Source organism: Blautia massiliensis (ex Durand et al. 2017) (genome assembly GCF_001487165.1).
In the GTDB taxonomy this organism is placed as follows: Bacteria; Bacillota; Clostridia; order Lachnospirales; family Lachnospiraceae; genus Blautia_A; species Blautia_A fusiformis.
Map to the genome: position 1 here is coordinate 2,327,893 of NZ_LN913006.1, position 18,948 is coordinate 2,346,840.

17 protein-coding genes are annotated in these 18,948 nt (G+C 38.9%); 2 read left to right on the plus strand and 15 right to left on the minus strand.

Annotated elements, in window-relative coordinates; translation table 11 throughout:
- The first annotated feature begins 388 nt into the window (after nucleotides 1-388).
- Entirely contained in the window at nucleotides 389-862 is a 474-nt protein-coding gene (locus BN3261_RS11670) for an RpnC/YadD family protein (RefSeq protein ID WP_059086322.1), read from the plus strand.
- 16 nt (nucleotides 863-878) lie between these two features.
- Here BN3261_RS11670 and BN3261_RS11675 read toward each other — a convergent pair whose 3' ends face one another.
- The 15 genes from BN3261_RS11675 to BN3261_RS11745 form a co-directional block, all read right to left on the minus strand.
- Nucleotides 879-1,445 carry a VanZ family protein gene (locus BN3261_RS11675; RefSeq protein WP_110925798.1) on the minus strand — a complete coding sequence of 189 codons (567 nt, stop codon included), beginning with the start codon at nucleotides 1,443-1,445 and terminating at the stop codon, nucleotides 879-881.
- A gap of 20 nt (nucleotides 1,446-1,465) precedes the next feature.
- Nucleotides 1,466-2,704, minus strand: coding sequence for a nucleotide sugar dehydrogenase (locus BN3261_RS11680; RefSeq protein WP_059086323.1), 1,239 nt, complete (start codon nucleotides 2,702-2,704; stop codon nucleotides 1,466-1,468).
- Nucleotides 2,705-2,779: 75 nt separating this feature from the next.
- Nucleotides 2,780-3,751 (minus strand): glycosyltransferase, encoded by a 972-nt coding sequence (locus BN3261_RS11685; RefSeq protein ID WP_059086324.1) that lies wholly within the window; start codon nucleotides 3,749-3,751, stop codon nucleotides 2,780-2,782.
- A 51-nt stretch (nucleotides 3,752-3,802) separates the two neighbouring features.
- A complete protein-coding gene (locus tag BN3261_RS11690) occupies nucleotides 3,803-5,206 on the minus strand; it encodes a lipopolysaccharide biosynthesis protein (protein ID WP_059086325.1) in 1,404 nt (467 codons plus the stop codon).
- Nucleotides 5,207-5,218: 12 nt separating this feature from the next.
- The gene (locus BN3261_RS11695) at nucleotides 5,219-6,418 is read right to left on the minus strand and encodes an O-antigen polymerase (protein WP_059086326.1); all 1,200 of its coding nucleotides are present in this window, start codon (nucleotides 6,416-6,418) and stop codon (nucleotides 5,219-5,221) included.
- 55 nt (nucleotides 6,419-6,473) lie between these two features.
- The gene (locus BN3261_RS11700; RefSeq protein WP_059086327.1) at nucleotides 6,474-7,562 is read right to left on the minus strand and encodes a glycosyltransferase family protein; all 1,089 of its coding nucleotides are present in this window, start codon (nucleotides 7,560-7,562) and stop codon (nucleotides 6,474-6,476) included.
- 340 nt (nucleotides 7,563-7,902) lie between these two features.
- Entirely contained in the window at nucleotides 7,903-8,673 is a 771-nt protein-coding gene (locus tag BN3261_RS11705) for a glycosyltransferase family 2 protein (RefSeq protein ID WP_059086328.1), read from the minus strand.
- A gap of 1 nt (nucleotide 8,674) precedes the next feature.
- Nucleotides 8,675-9,523, minus strand: coding sequence for a sugar transferase (locus tag BN3261_RS11710; RefSeq protein ID WP_320442621.1), 849 nt, complete (start codon nucleotides 9,521-9,523; stop codon nucleotides 8,675-8,677).
- A 20-nt stretch (nucleotides 9,524-9,543) separates the two neighbouring features.
- Complete coding sequence (locus BN3261_RS11715; RefSeq protein WP_059086329.1) at nucleotides 9,544-10,827, minus strand: DegT/DnrJ/EryC1/StrS family aminotransferase; 1,284 nt, start codon at nucleotides 10,825-10,827, stop codon at nucleotides 9,544-9,546.
- Nucleotides 10,828-10,868: 41 nt separating this feature from the next.
- Nucleotides 10,869-12,914 (minus strand): polysaccharide biosynthesis protein, encoded by a 2,046-nt coding sequence (locus BN3261_RS11720; protein ID WP_059086937.1) that lies wholly within the window; start codon nucleotides 12,912-12,914, stop codon nucleotides 10,869-10,871.
- Between the two features lie 266 nt (nucleotides 12,915-13,180).
- On the minus strand, nucleotides 13,181-14,599 hold the full coding sequence (locus BN3261_RS11725) for a sugar transferase (RefSeq protein ID WP_059086330.1): 1,419 nt from the start codon (nucleotides 14,597-14,599) through the stop codon (nucleotides 13,181-13,183).
- Nucleotides 14,600-14,686: 87 nt separating this feature from the next.
- Entirely contained in the window at nucleotides 14,687-15,481 is a 795-nt protein-coding gene (locus BN3261_RS11730; RefSeq protein ID WP_022426287.1) for an immunoglobulin-like domain-containing protein, read from the minus strand.
- A 51-nt stretch (nucleotides 15,482-15,532) separates the two neighbouring features.
- Nucleotides 15,533-16,267 (minus strand): YveK family protein, encoded by a 735-nt coding sequence (locus tag BN3261_RS11735; protein WP_022426288.1) that lies wholly within the window; start codon nucleotides 16,265-16,267, stop codon nucleotides 15,533-15,535.
- Between the two features lie 12 nt (nucleotides 16,268-16,279).
- Nucleotides 16,280-16,996 (minus strand): CpsB/CapC family capsule biosynthesis tyrosine phosphatase, encoded by a 717-nt coding sequence (locus BN3261_RS11740; RefSeq protein ID WP_015525687.1) that lies wholly within the window; start codon nucleotides 16,994-16,996, stop codon nucleotides 16,280-16,282.
- A gap of 36 nt (nucleotides 16,997-17,032) precedes the next feature.
- The gene (locus tag BN3261_RS11745) at nucleotides 17,033-17,758 is read right to left on the minus strand and encodes a polysaccharide biosynthesis tyrosine autokinase (protein WP_015525686.1); all 726 of its coding nucleotides are present in this window, start codon (nucleotides 17,756-17,758) and stop codon (nucleotides 17,033-17,035) included.
- 299 nt (nucleotides 17,759-18,057) lie between these two features.
- Here BN3261_RS11745 and BN3261_RS11750 point away from each other — a divergent pair, with 299 nt between their 5' ends.
- A complete protein-coding gene (locus tag BN3261_RS11750; RefSeq protein ID WP_022426289.1) occupies nucleotides 18,058-18,936 on the plus strand; it encodes a homocysteine S-methyltransferase family protein in 879 nt (292 codons plus the stop codon).
- Nucleotides 18,937-18,948 lie beyond the last annotated feature (12 nt).

Genomic DNA, 18,948 nt, shown 5'->3' on the forward strand with positions numbered 1-18,948 from the left:
CTTTCAGAGTAGCACAATACGCTCTTTTTGTCTATTGATTTATTTCGACTCCGTTCGACAAACATATCCTCCTTAACTGCGCAGCTCTGAAGCTTTTTCACAAAAATCCTCTTTCCAAAAGCAATAAACTACGTTACCCAGAAAATGAATCCGATGATAAAATAATTCTGATCACATAACAAGATCGAAGGTGGTGAAACCTATGGGTACAAAGGATACCATCACCAAAAATTACATGGCTGACAACCCACAGAGCTGCAAAGCAATGACCCTCCACATCCGGAGAATATCTCACCGGCTTCTACAAAGATGACCGGCTGATTCCGGTCATCACCGTGTCGTATACTTCGGCTCCGATACCTGGAAAGCTCCCAGGAGCCTCCACGAAATGCTCTCTGTCCAAGACCCCGAGATTCTTTCTCTGGTCCCAGATTACCGGATCAATCTCTTCTCACCTGCCGAGATAAAGGATGAAGAACCTGACAAACTCCAGAGCAATCTCAAAGAAGTCATGCTCTTCATCAAATACTCCAAAGATAAACGGAAGCTTCAGGAACTCACATCACAGACCCCTGGCTTCCGGTCGCTCGAGCTCAAAGCAGCCCGAGTCATTGACTCCATAACCGGTATCAATTTACGTTTCACAGAAACAGAAGGGAGTGTTAATATGTGTCAGGCTGTTCAGGAAATGTGCGATGATGCACGCGCCGAAGGTCTATCTCAAGGTCGCGCCCAAGGTCTTCAGGAACATGCTTTACTTACTGCACAGCGCATGCTAGAGGATTCCAGATTCTCACCTGAGGATATCAGCAGGTTTTCAGGGCTGCCACTTGAGGATGTTCTGAAATTACGGGAGAAATGATGATTTGAGAAAATGCTCAGGAAGCGTGAGGCTTCCTGGGCATTTTAAATTTCTTTAACATTCTCAGCCAACACCAGGAACCCAAAACAGCTCCCATCATACATCCAAACCCATTGTGGATAATATCATCAAACTCAAACAATCCTCGACAGGTGATCAACTGCAATAATTCTATCACAAACGATGTTCCCATTCCAATCACCAAACCTCTTTTCCAGTTGATTCTCTTATCTAAAGCAACTGGCAATAAACAGCCATACGGCATCAATAATATGCAATTTAGAATATTTTCCTTCAGCATCTCATTGTCATGATATACAAAAAATGCTTTCCAGGACCAGAATATGTGAAGTTCATATTGAGGATATGCCTGTGGAATGCGGGTAAAAACTGTAGATTCCAATACTGTCCAAAGATATATAAAAATTGCGATATACGCCAGACTTTGTGAAAAGCTAATTCTGTTACTTTTGTATGACTGTTTTATGATCCGGCTAAAACACAATAAAAATACGAAAAACCAACAAACCCCAGTTATTCCCCAACTGGGATTTTGCTTAGTAATTGTTTTATAAATATCCATTTAAATTTATAACTTATCTTTTAATCTCTGTAAAAGATATCTCTTGTGTATACTCGTTCTTTTACATCATCCAGACATTTATCATATCTATTTGCAATAATTGCCTGACTCTGCTCTTTAAATGCCTCAAGATCATTTACAACTTTACTTCCAAAAAATGTTGTTCCGTCCTCTAATGTCGGTTCATAAACAATAATGGTGGCACCTTTGGCTTTAATGCGCTTCATCACACCTTGTATAGAAGACTGACGGAAATTATCTGAATTTGATTTCATGGTAAGACGATATACACCAATTACAACTTCTTTTTCCATAGAAGCATCATAAGTATTTTCATCTTCATAAGCATAATACCCTGCTTTCTGCAAAACACGATCTGCTATGAAATCTTTCCTGGTTCTATTTGATTCAACGATTGCAGACATCATATTCTGCGGTACATCTTCGTAATTAGCCAAGAGCTGCTTGGTATCTTTTGGTAAACAATAACCACCATATCCAAATGACGGATTGTTATAATGTAATCCAATTCTCGGATCAAGACATACCCCATTAATAATCTGCTGTGTATTCAAGCCTTTCATTTCGGCATAAGTGTCAAGCTCATTAAAATATGATACTCTGAGAGCCAAATATGTATTAGCAAATAACTTCACTGCTTCTGCTTCTGTAAATCCCATAATCAGGGTATCAATATTTTCTTTAATAGCCCCCTCCTGCAATAAGCCAGCAAATGTGTTCGCAGCTTTTACAAGTCTTGCATTTTCAACATCTGTTCCTACAATAATTCTGGATGGATACAGATTATCATATAATGCTTTAGATTCTCGCAAAAATTCTGGGCTGAAAATGATATTATCACAGTGAAATTTTTCTCTAATACTTGCTGTATACCCTACCGGAATTGTAGATTTAATTACCATAATTGCATCTGGATTATATCCAATAACCAACTTAATCACAGCTTCTACTGCTGATGTATCAAAAAAATTTTTCTTGCTGTCATAGTTTGTAGGTGCAGCGATAACTACAAAATCCGCATCTTTATATGCTGTTTCTGCATCTAACGTAGCTGTCAGATTTAACTGTTTTTCCTTTAAATACTTTTCAATATACTCATCCTGAATTGGACTGATTTTTTTATTAATCTTTTCTACCTTTTCTTGGACTATATCAACTGCCATTACCTCATGATTTTGAGATAATAATGTGGCAATAGAAAGTCCAACATATCCTGTTCCGGCTACTGCTATTTTCATAATTATAATACCCTTTCAATAACCTATCATTTTTTTCTAAATAAAAAACCATCTTAGTAACGCATCTTTTTAAATTTAATATGTTAGATTCCATATTTTAAGTGTATCTTCACGATTTATTGCATTTAATTTCGATGTACGTTTGATAATATCCATCATTTTTCTTATTTCCTCTTGTGTATACCCTCCTCTTATCCATCGTATCTTTAAAATTTGCATTAAAACAAACTTCCATATATTCCATATAAATACAGAATAAAATTGTTTCATATCAACAATTCTATACGCATAATAACTTGCCATTTTTCCTGGTTGTAATCCATTTTTACTACTTGTAGCACTTACTTTATGATATACTAAAGTTTGATTTATACATTTCCCTTTAATATGGTTTTTCTTCATTCTCCAACAAAAATTAAAATCTTCTTCTCCATGAAAAAAATCATCCGATAAAGTACCATACTTTTCTATCACTGAGGATCGTATAAATAATGCACATCCGGTAATAAACTCAGCATCAATAATATCTGGCATTTTTTTTAGTTCTTTCTCTGAATAATATTTTCTCAATCCCCATGGTCTAAGTTTTCCACCGCAATTCCATAATAATGTATGATCATAATAATTATCAATCCTGCAACTTGCATAACCTATTGTTGGATCTTCATTTAACATACAAATCATTTTTTCAATGAAATTCGGTTGCACTACTGTATCATTATTCAAAAGTAAAACATACGAATAATCTTCATAAATTTTCCTAATGACCTTATTATTTCCACCGGCAAATCCCGCATTATCATTTGACAGAATAAGAAGATTTCCTTTTACCTTATTTCTTTCATATATAGCATCTGAATATATATCAAATTCTTCTCTGCTACTGATATATCTTTTTAAAATATCAACTTCTTCTTTCTGAGAAGCATTGTCAATAATATAAATATCGTACTCATAATTTGTTATTGTGTTATCCAAAGACTCAATACACTCAATCGTATCAACAGAACCATTATAATTTAATAATATAATTGCCAAACTTTTCAAAATTATCACTTCCTCTTAAAATACTCTAACTAGGCAAACTGTTTATTTATTCTAATTTTTTTTGAAAATATAACACATGTTTTTCTTATTAAGAAATATGAATATTGCAACTGCCATAGTATAAATTAATAGCCCTATTATTTGAGAAGGCAGTATGGTCGTAATAACAAATACTACAGTCATTATAATTTCACCAAAAAAATTTCTTATATCAAATACACTTAGTGTCTTCATAACAACAGTTTCTGATAAAACAGAACATATCATAATAGCAATAACGATAGATACCAACAACATTTTTAGATCATTAATTACATAAGCACTGATAGAAAACATTCCAACAGCAATTCCTACTGAAATCAAATTGATAACAAACATTGTTTTTTCTTTTCTTAATGCTTTCAAATAATTATTTGTTAATAGGCTTATTTTTGACGTAAAAATTATAATTGGTAATAATATTCCCAAATAAATCAAACTATTATTATATGATGGCAACCATTTTTTTAAGATCCAGCATCCTGGATAATAGAATATTAATATTGTAATCAATAAAGGATTTATCGCTCCTCTTATTTTTTGATACAATCCTGGCAAATTTTTCTTATCTGTTCTCTTTAAAGAAGGAAACAACACAACGCTGATAGCTGTCACAAAAGTTAAAAACAAATTTGTAATACTAAAAGCAAATGATACCTTCCCGAATGTAATTTTATCCCAATGCCACTGAATAATTAGCCTGGCACTTCCAGTTAACAAAAAAGAACTCCAGTTTGAAATCATCAACATAATGCCAGCAGAAATATTCTTTTTTGCCTCTTCAAGTGTATCTCTGATGTTCAAAGAAGTTCCAAAATACATTCCTTTATTATTATGTACTGAAAACAAAATTCCAAATATGTCACTGCATAAATCGACCAAACAGAAATAATAAAAATTATGGAATCCAAAAAATAACATTACAATGGCACCAAAACCATAAAATATTCTATAACCAATAATCATTTCTGCATAATATTTTATGCGGTTAGTAATTTGAAAGGAATAAGATGTATAAGTAAACATAGTTCGTGTTATAATTCCTATTGCCGTCATAATAAATACTAATCGCATCTCTGATTTGCAAAACAAACTGGAACATACAATAGCAATTAAACAAAATACACTTGTCATTGTTAGTAAGCATTTAAATTGTGAACGTATTCTTGGTTTATCTAACTCACCATAATCATATTGTGAATACCTTAATACAATTCCATCCAGCAATCCAAAATGCAATATTCCGACATAACCAATATATAACAAATATGTTTGCCATAAAGCGTACTGATATTCACTAATAAACTTAGGCAATATCAAATTCATGACAAAGCTGACAGCTAATGAAATTATTTGGGCTATAATCGACAAGCCTATATTCTTTTTTATTTGACTGAAACTGACTTTTGAACTCATACTATCTCCTGATTATATATGGTAATCTCCTATTTTACATAGCGAAAACATATCTAAAAAGACCGCCAGTAAAAAAGGTAAAAAGACGCCTGACACTGAATAGAAATTGCAAAAAAATAGAAAAGCAATTATCGCATTGGAATAGCAAAAGCTAAGGTAGAATTTGTTTTTGCTTCTATATTGATAATAAAAATAATTTATTACACCAAAAATTACTGAAGTATAGAAAAATGCTCCACTTAATCCCAAATTATAAACTGTTTCTCCAAGAAATCCTGCTACATTTGTTTTCGTTATATTATCCACTTGAAATATAAATGGATAGATAGAACTGATATAATCATTCTTTCCAAATAATGCTTTACCTATATTGACTATTACTGTAAATGGTATTAAAGCATCTCCCTGTCCAGCATGAACCATAGTATAATTATTAGCTGTTACAGATCCTAGTAAATAATAAAACATATGTTTAATAGCAAAATCCATCGTAGATTGATATTGTCCTGTTACTCTAGGTATTATATAATAGAGAATTATAAATGCTCCAAAGGCAGCTCCAATTAAAGGTAAAATAATTTTTAATAATTTTAGCAAATTAGCTTGTCGATCTCTTTTCAAAACAAAATACAGCAAAAAGTAAGTTAAATTAATAAATATTACATATTTTCCGCCAAAAGCCACGCTTATGCCAAGTACTAGAATATTAAGAAGCAAAGCAAATATAATACGTATTTTTTTACCTGTCTTAATTGAAAGATCCAGTGCTACCGGACCTAATATAAATGCAAATGAACTTAAATGTCCTAAAATTCCATCATTAAGCCCCTTAATTGATAATCCATATTTCCGATATAAAAGCAGAAACTGAATACTATATGCTACAACTCCGATAAAAAATAATAACGTTACACTCACATTATTTTTAAATCTGGTAGAAAAAGAAAAACTACAATGTGGCGTATTCCTATATAAATAACCTCCTAAAAAATCAATTAAAAAAATTATTATAAAAAAACAAAAAATAATCCATAAAGCATGCGCATTTATTGGTATAAACGAGTATATCTTACTAATAACAAGATTATTCAAATTAATAAGACAAGTGTAAACTCCTCCAAAAATTGTTAATGGCGTTATCTGTTTCCTATAATTATGCATGTCAATAATAATTAACAATATTGTCAGTATATCAAATAAAAATAAATCCACACTGTACCTCCAATTTTTTACTGTAATTTCAACCGAAGGTTGCAATACAGTATACTTAATACTCCATTTTAATTATATTCTCTTCTCTTTCTACAGTATTTCCATATCCAAACGTATCAATTTTTGTTCTATATTCTTTCAATATGTTTACATAGATTTGTGAAAAATTCTCATTTTCAATCTCATTGTTCATGAATGCGACAGACGGTATTTTTTCAAAAATTTCTCTGCATACGGGTAAATCTGATGTAATAAGAGGTATTCCATATGTGACCAGTTCACAACTCATCACTCCTTGTGTATCTCGTCTAGTCAGCATCAAAGCACATCTAGCATGGTTTACACAATTCAATATATCTTCATGATTCAAATATTCATCTATCCATGTAATATTATCCGGTTTACTTTTATTTTTAAAGAAATTTCCTTTTCCAATAACTAAAAAAGAAAAGTTTGGATTTTTTTCAGCCAACTTACAGACTAAATCAATACAATATGTAGAAGAATCCATATTGTTGCGAATAGTTATAAAATCATATTTTTTATTCCCTTCACATTTATATGAATTATCTTCAAATACCTTGCCAACACTATTATTAATAATATGAACATGTCCCTTTAAATCGTCATCAGAAAGTCTAACATATTTCTGAAATTCATTATGGAGACAATTGCTAACAAAAATAAACTCTGCTTTATTTGCAATTTTCTTGTAATACTTATGCCATAATGATAACTTAAACTGATCATAACAATTTTGCATCTGAACTCTGAACCAACTATCTTTTTTCATATAATCATATGGTTTAGGATATACATCATTAATCATTACAACTTCATGACCATGAAAGAAAAAAATCATATGTTCAAATCTATCATCATATTTTTTTAAAAATCGGTAGTGATTTTTTATATTAGCTGCATGAGAAACCACTACATCATATTTTTTATTTTCTTTTTTATATGTATCCTCAGTAATAACTTTAATATTGTCAATATTATAATCGTCATGTGACGAAAAATTAAGAACCGTTACATCTATGTCATGTTGAATATAATACTTATTTCTTACATGTACATACATTAACGCTACCCCGCCATCATTATCGGGATAATTCTGAACAAGTACCAAAATCTTTTTCATTGTAAAAACATCCTTTTTATTATTTCCAATTAATTTATTTTCTTATCGGTTGTACCAGGATACCAGCATATAATATATGTTTCTTCGGTTCTGTTTTAGTAATCAAACTACCATATGTAACTGTATACTAATCATCAACATCAACACCTTTTAATGCAATACTATATGCCATAGCAAATCAGACTTTTTTTACTTTCTCTGCGTCCATTTTCAAAATCTCTAAATCCGATTCCCATCGATGCTATTGTTAAATTCTTCTTTTCTATAATAAAATATAGTTTTAGGAACACTCAGAAAATTTTAATAATATTCTTTCCAATATAATATTTTTCATAAGCGTTCATTTTCTACTTTCCTTTACATATCGCTTCTTTTTATATAAACCAAACATCATATTTCTTATAGTATTTACTAAACTGAGCATTGCATTTTCCTTTTCAGCAACTCGAAACAATCTATAATGCCATTTAATCAATTCTTTATACCCATGTGTACTAATACTTCCACTTCTTCCACGTCTATATTCAGCTAACACTTCATCAAGTAAATAGCACCTGGTTTTCTTACACACTTTTAACCACATCGCATAATCGTTATTCTTCTTTATATCTGCAATCTGAATCAGACCGATTTTTTTTCGATCATACATAACTGTCAGACATCCCGGCCAACAGTAATTAAACATTCCTGTTTTAGATATCACTTTTGGTCCTGTAATAATTACATTTGTTTTATTTCCATCAGCATCTATTTCTTCATAATTGGTATATGAAAAATAATATCTATTTTTCATCATAAAACAAATTTGCTTTTCCAGTTTTTCTGGTTTCCACAAATCATCCGAATCCAAAAACGCAACCCATCTTCCATTAGCTTCCCTTAACGCCCTATTCCGACTAACCGCTGCTCCTGAATTTTTTTCATTTTTTATATATCTAATTCTTGGATCCTTTATTTTTCCAATCACTATGTCAGTATTATCTGTTGAACAATCATCCACAATAATCAATTCCCAATTGTGGTATGTCTGATCAATTACTGATTGTATTGTTTCAGTTATATATTGTGCTGTATTATAAGACGGCATTATAATTGACACTAAATCACTCATGTTATTTCCCACTCTTTATTAAAATTTCTTTTGCCATTTCTTGTTTTTCCAGATATTCTTCCAAGCTAATCTTACCTGTTCTCAACAGATAATCTCCAAAATCCTCCGCCGTAGCCATATCATCCTGTGAAATGCCTTCCTGCTTGATAAATGCCTTTTTGACTGTTTCTAAAATAATGTTAATATCTTCTATCAGCCCAACTTTTTTGATATATTTCTGATCCCACTCCAATTTATCTTCCCAGGTAATCGCATTTCGCCCATTAACCTGTGCCAGGCCTGATAATCCGGGTTTTGCAGTATGACGCATTCTTTGTTCATCCGTCATAAATACCATATCCCTTACCAGCTGAGGTCTTGGACCAATTACTGACATCGTTCCGTTCAGGATGTTAAAAGCTTCCGGCAGCTCATCTAGGCTTGTCTTTCTTAACCATGCGCCAAACTTCGTCAGTCTTATTTCATCAGGAAGCAGATTTCCTTCTTCGTCTCGCTCATCTGTCATCGTACGAAATTTATACATTTTGAAAATCGTTTCTCTTCCGTTCTTATCTACCAAACCTGGACGATCCTGCGTAAAAATAACTGGTGATCCCAGTTTTATTTTTACTAAAAGAGCAACTCCTGCATAAATCGGACTAAAACATAAAATTGCCGCAGATGCACATATTACATCCATCCCTCGTTTTATATACTTCTCATAAAATCCCATCTTACGGGGTTTAATCGCACTCATTAATTCAGCAGTATATGTAGTCTTATCTGCTTCCTTTTTCATTGCATGTGCTGTTGTCGCAGTCGTTACTGCTGTACTTCCTGCCAGAAGACCTAATTTTTTCTTTTTAGACACAATCTCATTCCCCTTGAATACTATTCAAAACAAGCCCGAATAACCTCAATGATCCTCTCCTGCTGCTCCACTGTCATCTTATTATCACTAGGCAGACACAGACCTCGGTTGAAAATATCCATTCCAACATCAGACACGCTGCCTGCAATATATGCATTCGATCTGGCTCTTCCATTTCCGTCTTTTACAACAAATGGATTCAGGCGATAAATCGGCTGCATATGCATCGGTTTCCAGACTGGGCGTCCTTCTGCATTAATAGATGCAATTGCTTCCAGAATCTCTGTCGGACAGGTTTTTCCTGTTTCTTTTATGTAGCAGACATCCTGCTCGCCACGAACCTGCTTGCACATCGCTTTCTTATCAATAATTAGACAAGACAGCCAGTAATTTGGCTCAGAATTTTCCAGATCCATTGGATTCATGGATACTGGTAATCCTTTTAATCCCTCTTTATATCTCTCATAGATTGCTTTTTTCTGTGCGATGTGTTCATTTAAATATGGAAACTGCCCACGTACAACGCCAGCAACCACATTGCTCATTCGATAGTTATAGCCCAGTTCTTCATGCTGGTACCAAGCCGCATTCTCTCTAGCCTGCGTTGACCATTTACGTACTTTATTTGCAGCTTCTTCATCATCTGTCAGGAAGCAGCCTCCTGAACTTCCTGTAATGATCTTGTTTCCATTAAAAGAAATCGTATTATACTTTCCAAACGTACCTGTCTGAACACCTTTATATGTGGCTCCCATAGATTCTGCCGCATCCTCGATCAAAATAGCTCCATGCTTTCTGATCACAGCATTTAATTCTTCTATTTTTCCCGGAGTTCCGTAAAGATGTGCAATAACCACAACCTTCGTATCAGGATAGATTTCAAAGGCTTTTTCCAATGCTTCCGGATCCATGTTCCAGGTATCATACTCTGTATCTATAAATACCGGTTCTCCGCCTTCGTATACAACTGGATTTACTGTTGCATCAAAAGTCATATCGGAGCAGAAAACTTTCTTTCCTTCCAATGCTCCATGACCAACTTTTGGCATACCATATGCTTCGATTCCAGCCAGTTTCATAGCCAGATGTAAAGAAGCTGTTCCTGCTGATAAAGCTACTGCATATTTGCAGCCAATATATTCACAGGCAAGTTTTTCTACTTCATTAATGTTTTTTCCTACTGTAGACATCCAGTTTGTTTCATATGCTTCTTTTACATATTCAATTTCCGGTCCATGCATTGTTGGACTGCTTAACCAGACTTTAGATTCAAATTTTTCAAACTTGTTACTTTCTTTGAACATGGCTCTCTACCTCTTTTTATGTACTTTCAATTTGTGCTTGGTCACTTCTCCGCAGCCACAGCCACCTCGCTCATCAGCTCCTCATACACCTTCTTATGCAGCTTCAGGTCGGAATCCGCAGAGTGATAGGTCGGTACGATCGCGGCTACAATGTCCCGGATCTTTTCGCTGTTGGCGTAGCCGTATGCTGCCAGGACTTCCAGCTGTTTGAAGAATTCCTGTACGTCCATTTCGATGGGTTTGCCGATGTGGATGAGGTCGTTTGGAGTTTTCTCCATGCCTTCCTCGGCCATCAGCTTTTCTTCGTAGAGCTTTTCGCCTGGGCGGAGACCGGTGTAGGTGACTTTGATGTCTACATCCGGGGTGTAGCCGGAAAGCTTAATCAGGTTTCGGGCAAGGGTGTCGATCTTTACCGGGGCTCCCATGTCCAGGACGAAGATCTCTCCGCCTTTGGCGTAGGTTCCTGCCTGGAGGACAAGGCTTACGGCCTCCGGGATAGTCATAAAGTAGCGGATGATGTCCGGATGTGTGACGGTGACAGGGCCGCCTTTTTCAATCTGGCGCTTGAACAGCGGGATCACACTTCCGTTGCTGCCGAGAACGTTTCCGAATCGTACAGCTACGAATTCTGTGCCGGTTCCTGTTTTCGATGTATGGTTTGCACTTACATATGCCTGACCTTCGTTGTCGTGAAGTGCATCCAGGGTATCCTTTCTGTGTCCGCCAAGTCGTGGCAGCCAGTCGGTGTGTCCGTTGTGGCTGACCATGTTCATGCTCTGGACTACCATTTCGCAGAGTCGTTTGCTGGCGCCCATGATGTTGGTCGGGTTTACGGCCTTATCGGTACTGATCAGCACAAATCGCTGGCAGCCGTTCATCATTGCCGCATATGCAGTCTTATAGGTTCCTACCACATTGTTCTTGATCGCCTCACAGGGGCTGTTCTCCATCAGCGGTACGTGCTTATGTGCGGCTGCATGATATACGATCTCCGGCTTGTAGGTTTCAAATACCCAGTTGATCCTTTTGCTGTCGCGGACGGAGCCGATCAGTACCTTCAGGTTCAGGTTCGGATAACTGGCCTTCAGTTCCTGCTCAATGTCATATGCGTTATTTTCATAAATATCGAAGATCACCAGAAGCTCCGGCTCATGACCTGCGATCTGACGGCAGAGCTCGCTTCCGATAGAACCGCCGCCTCCTGTTACCAGGATCCTTTTGCCCTTCAGATACTGAAAGATCTCGGACATGTTGACTTTGATGGTGTCTCGTCCAAGAAGATCCTCCACTGCTACTTTTTTCATCTTGCTCAGGGATACTTCTCCGTTTACAAGCTGATATACACCAGGAAGCTGCTTCAGCTCGCAGCCGGTTTCCTTGCAGATGTTCAGGATATCCCGCTTTTGATGCGGTGTTGCCGTCGGGATCGCAAGAAGGATCTGATTGATATGATACTTGTCCACATTGAGAAAAATATCGTCTCTTCCACCTACCACCGGAACGCCTTCCATGTATCTTCCCCATTTATTCGGATTGTCATCGATCAGGCAGCGTACTCTGGAATTGGTTTCCTTTGCATTCTGAAGCTCCCGGACAATGGTCCTGCCCGCTTCTCCTGCACCGATGATCATCACGTTTTTGCTCCGCTCCTCACGCTCGCTCTTTTCTCTGCGGTTCCGCTCAAGAAGTACAAAACGATAGGAGAAACGTACGCCTACAGTCAGGAAAAACTGCAGCATGATACCGATCAGATAATAGGAAGCCGGCATCCGTTCCCAGAAGATCGTGATACCCACAATATGCAGAACGCCAGTGATCACAGTTGCTACCGTGATCTTGATCAGCTCATGGAAGCTTGCGAAACGCCATACACTGTTATACAGATGCATGCATCCGAACACTGCCAGGATGATAATGGTATAGATTGGTGCAAAACTCCTCCATGCGGCAAAATAGTCTGTGGGGATCGAGGAATACCGAAAATCGAATCTCACCAGCAGCGCCATAAAATAAGAAAAATTAACAGCTATCATGTCATAGATGATCAGATATATCGCAATTACTTTCCAATGTTCTAACTTCTTCATACTTCCTCCGGTCTGTCTTACTGTTTCTGCATAATCCCTGACGTATTCTTCCTGCTCTTTGTCTTCTGTCTGCTTTTCCCTGGGACTTTGTTTTGCCAGCGCCCGAAGCAGAACCGAGAACGCAAGAAGTACTACGATCAGCATGATCAATAAAATCTGCATTTTTTACTTCCTCTTTTATATTTATAACTTATCTAATTTATTTTTATCCCCGAACTGCGTCTCCGCAGCCCGGGTCATTATATTCGAATCTCAATATGTATGGATCATTTGGCGCCGCTTCCGCGGAAAACGACCATAACTGTCTTAACCAGGATCTCTATATCCAGCTTCAGACACCATTCGGCAATGTACTTTGTGTCAAGCTCTACGACTTCCTCGAAATCCGTAATATCACTTCGACCGCTTACCTGCCACATACCGGTAAGTCCCGGCTTGATGGCCAGACGTTTGCGATGGTGAAGCTCATACTTCTCCCACTCATCCATTGTCGGCGGTCTGGTTCCTACAAGACTCATATCTCCTTTCAGAATATTCCAGAACTGTGGAAATTCATCCAGGGATGTCTTTCGGATAAAATGTCCTACTCCTTTGATGATTCGTGGATCATCATCCATTTTGAACATCATTCCATCTTTTACGTTATTCTGTTTCATCAGTTCTTTTTTGCGTTCTTCTGCATCCATATACATGGAGCGGAATTTATAGATCTTGAACGGACGACCGTTCTTTCCCATGCGGACCTGTGAGAAAAATGCAGGACCCGGAGATTTGATCTTAATGGCCGGAACCAGAAAGATTGCTGCGATTCCTGTAAAAAGACAACCTACCAGACCGCCTGCGATATCCATAGCTCGTTTCACAAACATCTGGCGCGGTGTCACAATGTGGATACTGCTGGAAAGCACAGTGTATCCGCCAAGTTCCTCCACCACCTGGTTCTTGCCAAGGGATTTCATAGTTGCCAGTCTCATATGGATGACAACTCCCATTGCAGAGCAATCCTTGATCATCTGCTCCGGGATCGGGATTTCCTTAGGCACTGCAAAAAATACTTCATCGATCCAGTTCTTATGGATATAGGAGATCATATCCTCCTTTCCGGCTACTACCGGCACTCCACAGACGGATGCTCCCTTCTTGTCACAATCCATAAAAGCAATTCCTGCCAGATGATAGGTTCCGTAATTATTCTTGCGGATGGTTTCCACCACATTGTCTGCATTTTCACTGACTGTAACGATCAGCAGGGATCGCTTCTCGCTTTCTTCGTATCTGTGATCCTTCAGGAATTTCTTCAATGCCTGTCTGCCGCAGTAGCTGAAGCAGATATAAAGTACATAGGTGATCAGCAGGATCATTCTGGAATAATTGTTTCCAATTCTTAAAAGAAACATATATGCCAGGACCAGAAGACAGACCAGTGTACACTGTTCAAAGGTTTTCTTCAGTTCCACCAGCATTCCTCTTCGCAGAACTCCACTGAAGCTTTCATTAAAAAATGTGACCATCAGCTGGATAAGAAACATCACCACTGCCACATTTCGATACAGCTCTGTCTCGTATGGCTGATCGATCCCGTTTCGGATCCAGTATGCAAGTACAAACGCAAGCTGCAGACACAACATATCGCAAATCGTAAAATCGGCATGTTTTACCCAACTGCTGTTTTCTTTTTGATACATATTCTTTTCTACGCCTTCCCTCGCTTACATTTTTTGTTGCTTTTATCCCCTCTCCGGTATCTCAGGCACCTGGAGAGGGGATGATATTTATTTCACAACAATGGTAAGTACGGCTCCGTTGGAGCTGTTTCCACTGTTGTCTACTACATAATATGTAAGCTCGTAAGTTCCCGGTGCAGCTGTATTTACATCACCGGTGATCTGAATCCTTTTGAAAAGATCACTGGTTGACTCTGTATCATCCTGGATATCCTTTACATAGCTTAATTTATCCAGCGTAGTTCCTACCGGTACCTCTACGTAATATGTAGTCAGATACATCTTTGGATCCTGCGGAGAAAGCTGCTCGATCTTGTCTTCCTGTGTCTTCTGCGCCTGTTCCTCCGGAGTCAGTTCTCCTTCTGCGGAATCTCCGCTTTCAGCATCTGTGCTGTCTGCTTCTGTCCCATCCTGCATATCTGTCTCTTCTGCAGGCTCTGTGGTATCTGTGGAATCTCCGTCCTCTGTGAGACCGTCATTATCGATCAGTCCCAGCTGCGGATTTTCGGCACTGCCGTCCTGAGCTTCCATGGTAAATTCTTTTTTTGTTACATTGTTGTTTTTGTCCTTTGCAACAAAGATAACAGAAACCTGTTTTCCGTCATTCTTCGGATATATGGTTTCTACGGTAAGAGACTCTGTAACATCTCCATCTCTGTCATCCTGTGCCTTTACATCCTTCAGAAGATCCTCTTCTGTCATATCGGATGTATAATTCGTATCTTTTCCCTCTTCAAATGTGATCTTCGGTCCTTCATTATCCTCGGAGCTCTTCATGTATACTACACCGGCTCCCATACCAAGGCAGATGACCACTAATAAAAACACAAAAAATTTCTTCATATTTTTGCTGCTCCCGGCCTTTCCCAACACTTTGATCCGTTGTTGTTATTTTTATGCGTGACGTTTCTTTTTCTTTTTGGATTTCTTGCCCATTTTGGAAGAGTATGGGATTGTACCAAGTACGCTTAATCCAAGATATTTCTCTACGTCTTCCGGTGTCTTTACAGTATCGTTTGTCAGATATACGATGATCACAACAGCTGCTGCCAGAAGGATACCCAGAAGTCCGCCGATCACACCGTTTTTCGGTACGCTTGGGCTTGATGGCTCATCCGGGATGTTTGCTGTCTCTACCACATTTACTGCCTTGATATCCATAACCTGCTGGATATGCTTGGAAGCAATATCTCTTACTGCGTTTGCGATCTCTGCCGCTGTATAAGGATCGGTATCTGTAACTGTGATGGATACTACTCGTGTATCCGTTGGTGTATCTACGGAAAGCTTCTTAAGAAGCTTCTCATGTGTCATATCCAGTTTCAGCTGTGCGATCACACCCTCAGTAACTGTACGGCTCTTGATCAGCTCCGCATAGTCCTTGGTCAGTGATGTACTTGTCTGGATATCCTGATTGGTCAGTGTGCTGCTGTCCTGCTTGGACAGTACCACGATCTTGGTTGTGGATTCATACTTCGGTGTGATCAGAAGCATGGTTCCCATAACAGCTGCCAGGCAGAAAACAATACCGGATAAAATGATAACACCCAGCTTGCTCAGTAACAGGTGAAATACCTCACCAAGATCGATCTCTACTTCGTCGTTGTTGTTAACAGTCTGATTTTCCATTTCTTTTCTCCATTACCCTGTGATTTTCCGGGGATTTTTGATAAAGATCTTCTTTACATATTCGCTCCCCATTGTTTTTTCCATTTTGGCGACACATTTGCCGATCTCCGGGATACGCTCCGTCTTACGGTGTCCGTCAGAACCGACAAAATCCAGAAGCCCATGCTTCATGACTTTCCGTGCAAAGGTTTTTGCTCCGAATCCGTCCTGACCGCTGATGGTATCTGCGTTGACCTGGATATGTGCTCCCATATCCTTCAGCTCTGTCAAAAATCCAATATCGTTCCGGGTAGCCTTATAACGTTCCACATGAGCGATGATCGGGATAAAACCATTCATCAGAAGACTTCTGACCCGTTCTTCAATATAATTTTTCTCATCTCCGTTGCTGAATTCCACAAGCACATATCTGGAACCTGCAAGGGTAAGCCGCCGTCCCTTCTTAAGGCATTCCACCATATCCATACTGGAATGGAGTTCACAGCCCAGATAAAGTCTCATGCCTTCATCACCAATATTCATGGCTGCTCTACGCAGCTGCATGAACTGTCTTGTCACAATGTTCATATGCGGCTCAAACATATCGTACCGGAAATGTGGTGTCAGGATCACATGACGTACGCCCTCCTGATACTCCTTGTTGAGCATCCAGAGTGATTCTTCCATGTTTCTTGCACCGTCATCCACCCCGGGGAGGATATGACAATGAATATCATAAAGTCCCTTCATTAAAATAACCCACTCATTTCTGTTGTCAATGTTTTTTTATTTACTGCTGCTCTCACCATAATCTCCGTAGGAACCATACTTACCGTACTTGCCGTATTTACCATACTTGCCATAGTGACCGTAATTGCCGGCCTTGCTGTAGTCCACCTTGTTCAGGATGGTTCCCAGGATCGGGCAGTTGCTCTTGGCAAGCTGATCTCTTACTTCCTGTACAAAACGGTAGCTGATGGTACCGGATTCAACGACGATTACAGATCCGTCGCAGGAATCTGCTATGATAGCACTGTCGATGATCAGTCCAAGCGGCGGTGTATCTACAATAACGTAATCATAAACATCTCTTACCACGCGGATCATATCCTTGAAGAGTCTGTTTCCGAGAAGCTCTGCCGGGTTCGGAGGTACGATACCGGAGAAGATAATATGGAACTTCGGAAGTGTAGTGGCACAGATCACGTCAGAAAGCTTGGCCTGCTTGGAAAGATAATGAGCAAGTCCCATTACCTCCTGGTCTACTGTCACACGTCCCATCAAAACGGATTTACGCAGATCGGCATCGATCAGAAGCACTGATTTGCCGCTCTCAGCAAGAGAGGCAGCAAGATTAAATGCCACACTGCTCTTTCCCTCATTAGGAGTACAGCTGGTAAGTGCGATCACTTTCTTATCTGCTCCGCAGAACTGGATATTTGTTCGCAGAGCTTTATAAGCCTCATCCATCTGGTGATCAGACTTCCAGTTGCTCAGTTTAACTTTAATCATAATTCCTTTTCACCTTTACCTTTATGTTCTATCTGATGACAGTCTTGCCCTTTGGGCATGTCTATAGGTTATTATACAATCCCATTTTCTAATACGCAAGTTCTTTATTCGACAGAAAAGCCGTTAAATATGTACAATTTGCCTAATTTTTATTATTTTTTATTCCCCGGCCCAGAAACAGGATAGATTATTTTTATTCCCTGTGTTAAAATAAACCCACGGCAATGAGTGCAGCGGTTACAGGAGGAGCCCTATTTTTTGCCAACCGTGATTGGCTGCCATAAGGAGGATATAAACATATGACAAAACAGGAATTTCAGAAACTGACCGAAGATCATGTCCTGCTGCTGGATGGTGCTACCGGCTCCAACCTGATGAAGGCCGGCATGCCGCGTGGTGTCTGCACAGAGAGCTGGGTGCTTGAGCACAAGGATGTGATCCAGTCTCTGCAGAAGGCATACATCGAGGCGGGAAGCCATATCATCTATGCGCCTACCTTCGGAGGAAACCGCATTAACCTCACTATGCACGGACTGGAGGATCAGATTGAACAGATCAATCATACCCTGGCAGGCTATTCAAAGGAGATCGCACCGGAGGGTGTTTTCGTAGCAGGTGATATCACCACCACAGGCAAGATGATGGCACCGGCCGGTGACATGACTTACGAAAAAGCCTTCGAAGTCTATCAGGAACAGATCGGCTATCTCCGTGATGCAGGTGTGGACCTGATCGTAGCGGAAACCATGATCAATATCGAGGAGACACTGGCTGCTGTAGACGCCTGCCAGAGTGTCTGCGAGCTTCCTATCATCTGTACCGTGACTGTAGAAGCAGACGGAAGTATCTTCAGCGGCGGAAATGCCATAGAGGCTGCCATGTCCCTGGAAGCTGCAGGTGCAGACGCTGTCGGCATCAACTGCTCGGTTGGCCCGGACCAGCTGGTATCGGTTATCCGCAATATCAAAGAAAACGTTTCCATTCCGGTCATTGCCAAACCCAATGCGGGAATGCCCCAGATCGATGATCTTGGAAATGCAGTTTACAGCATGACCCCTGCGGATTTTGCAGGTTATATGAAGGTGCTGGTGGACAACGGTGCTTCCGTGATCGGCGGATGCTGTGGTACCACACCGGAGTTTATTTCGGAAACCGCCCAGGTGCTTGGACTTCGATAACTTTAACCGGAA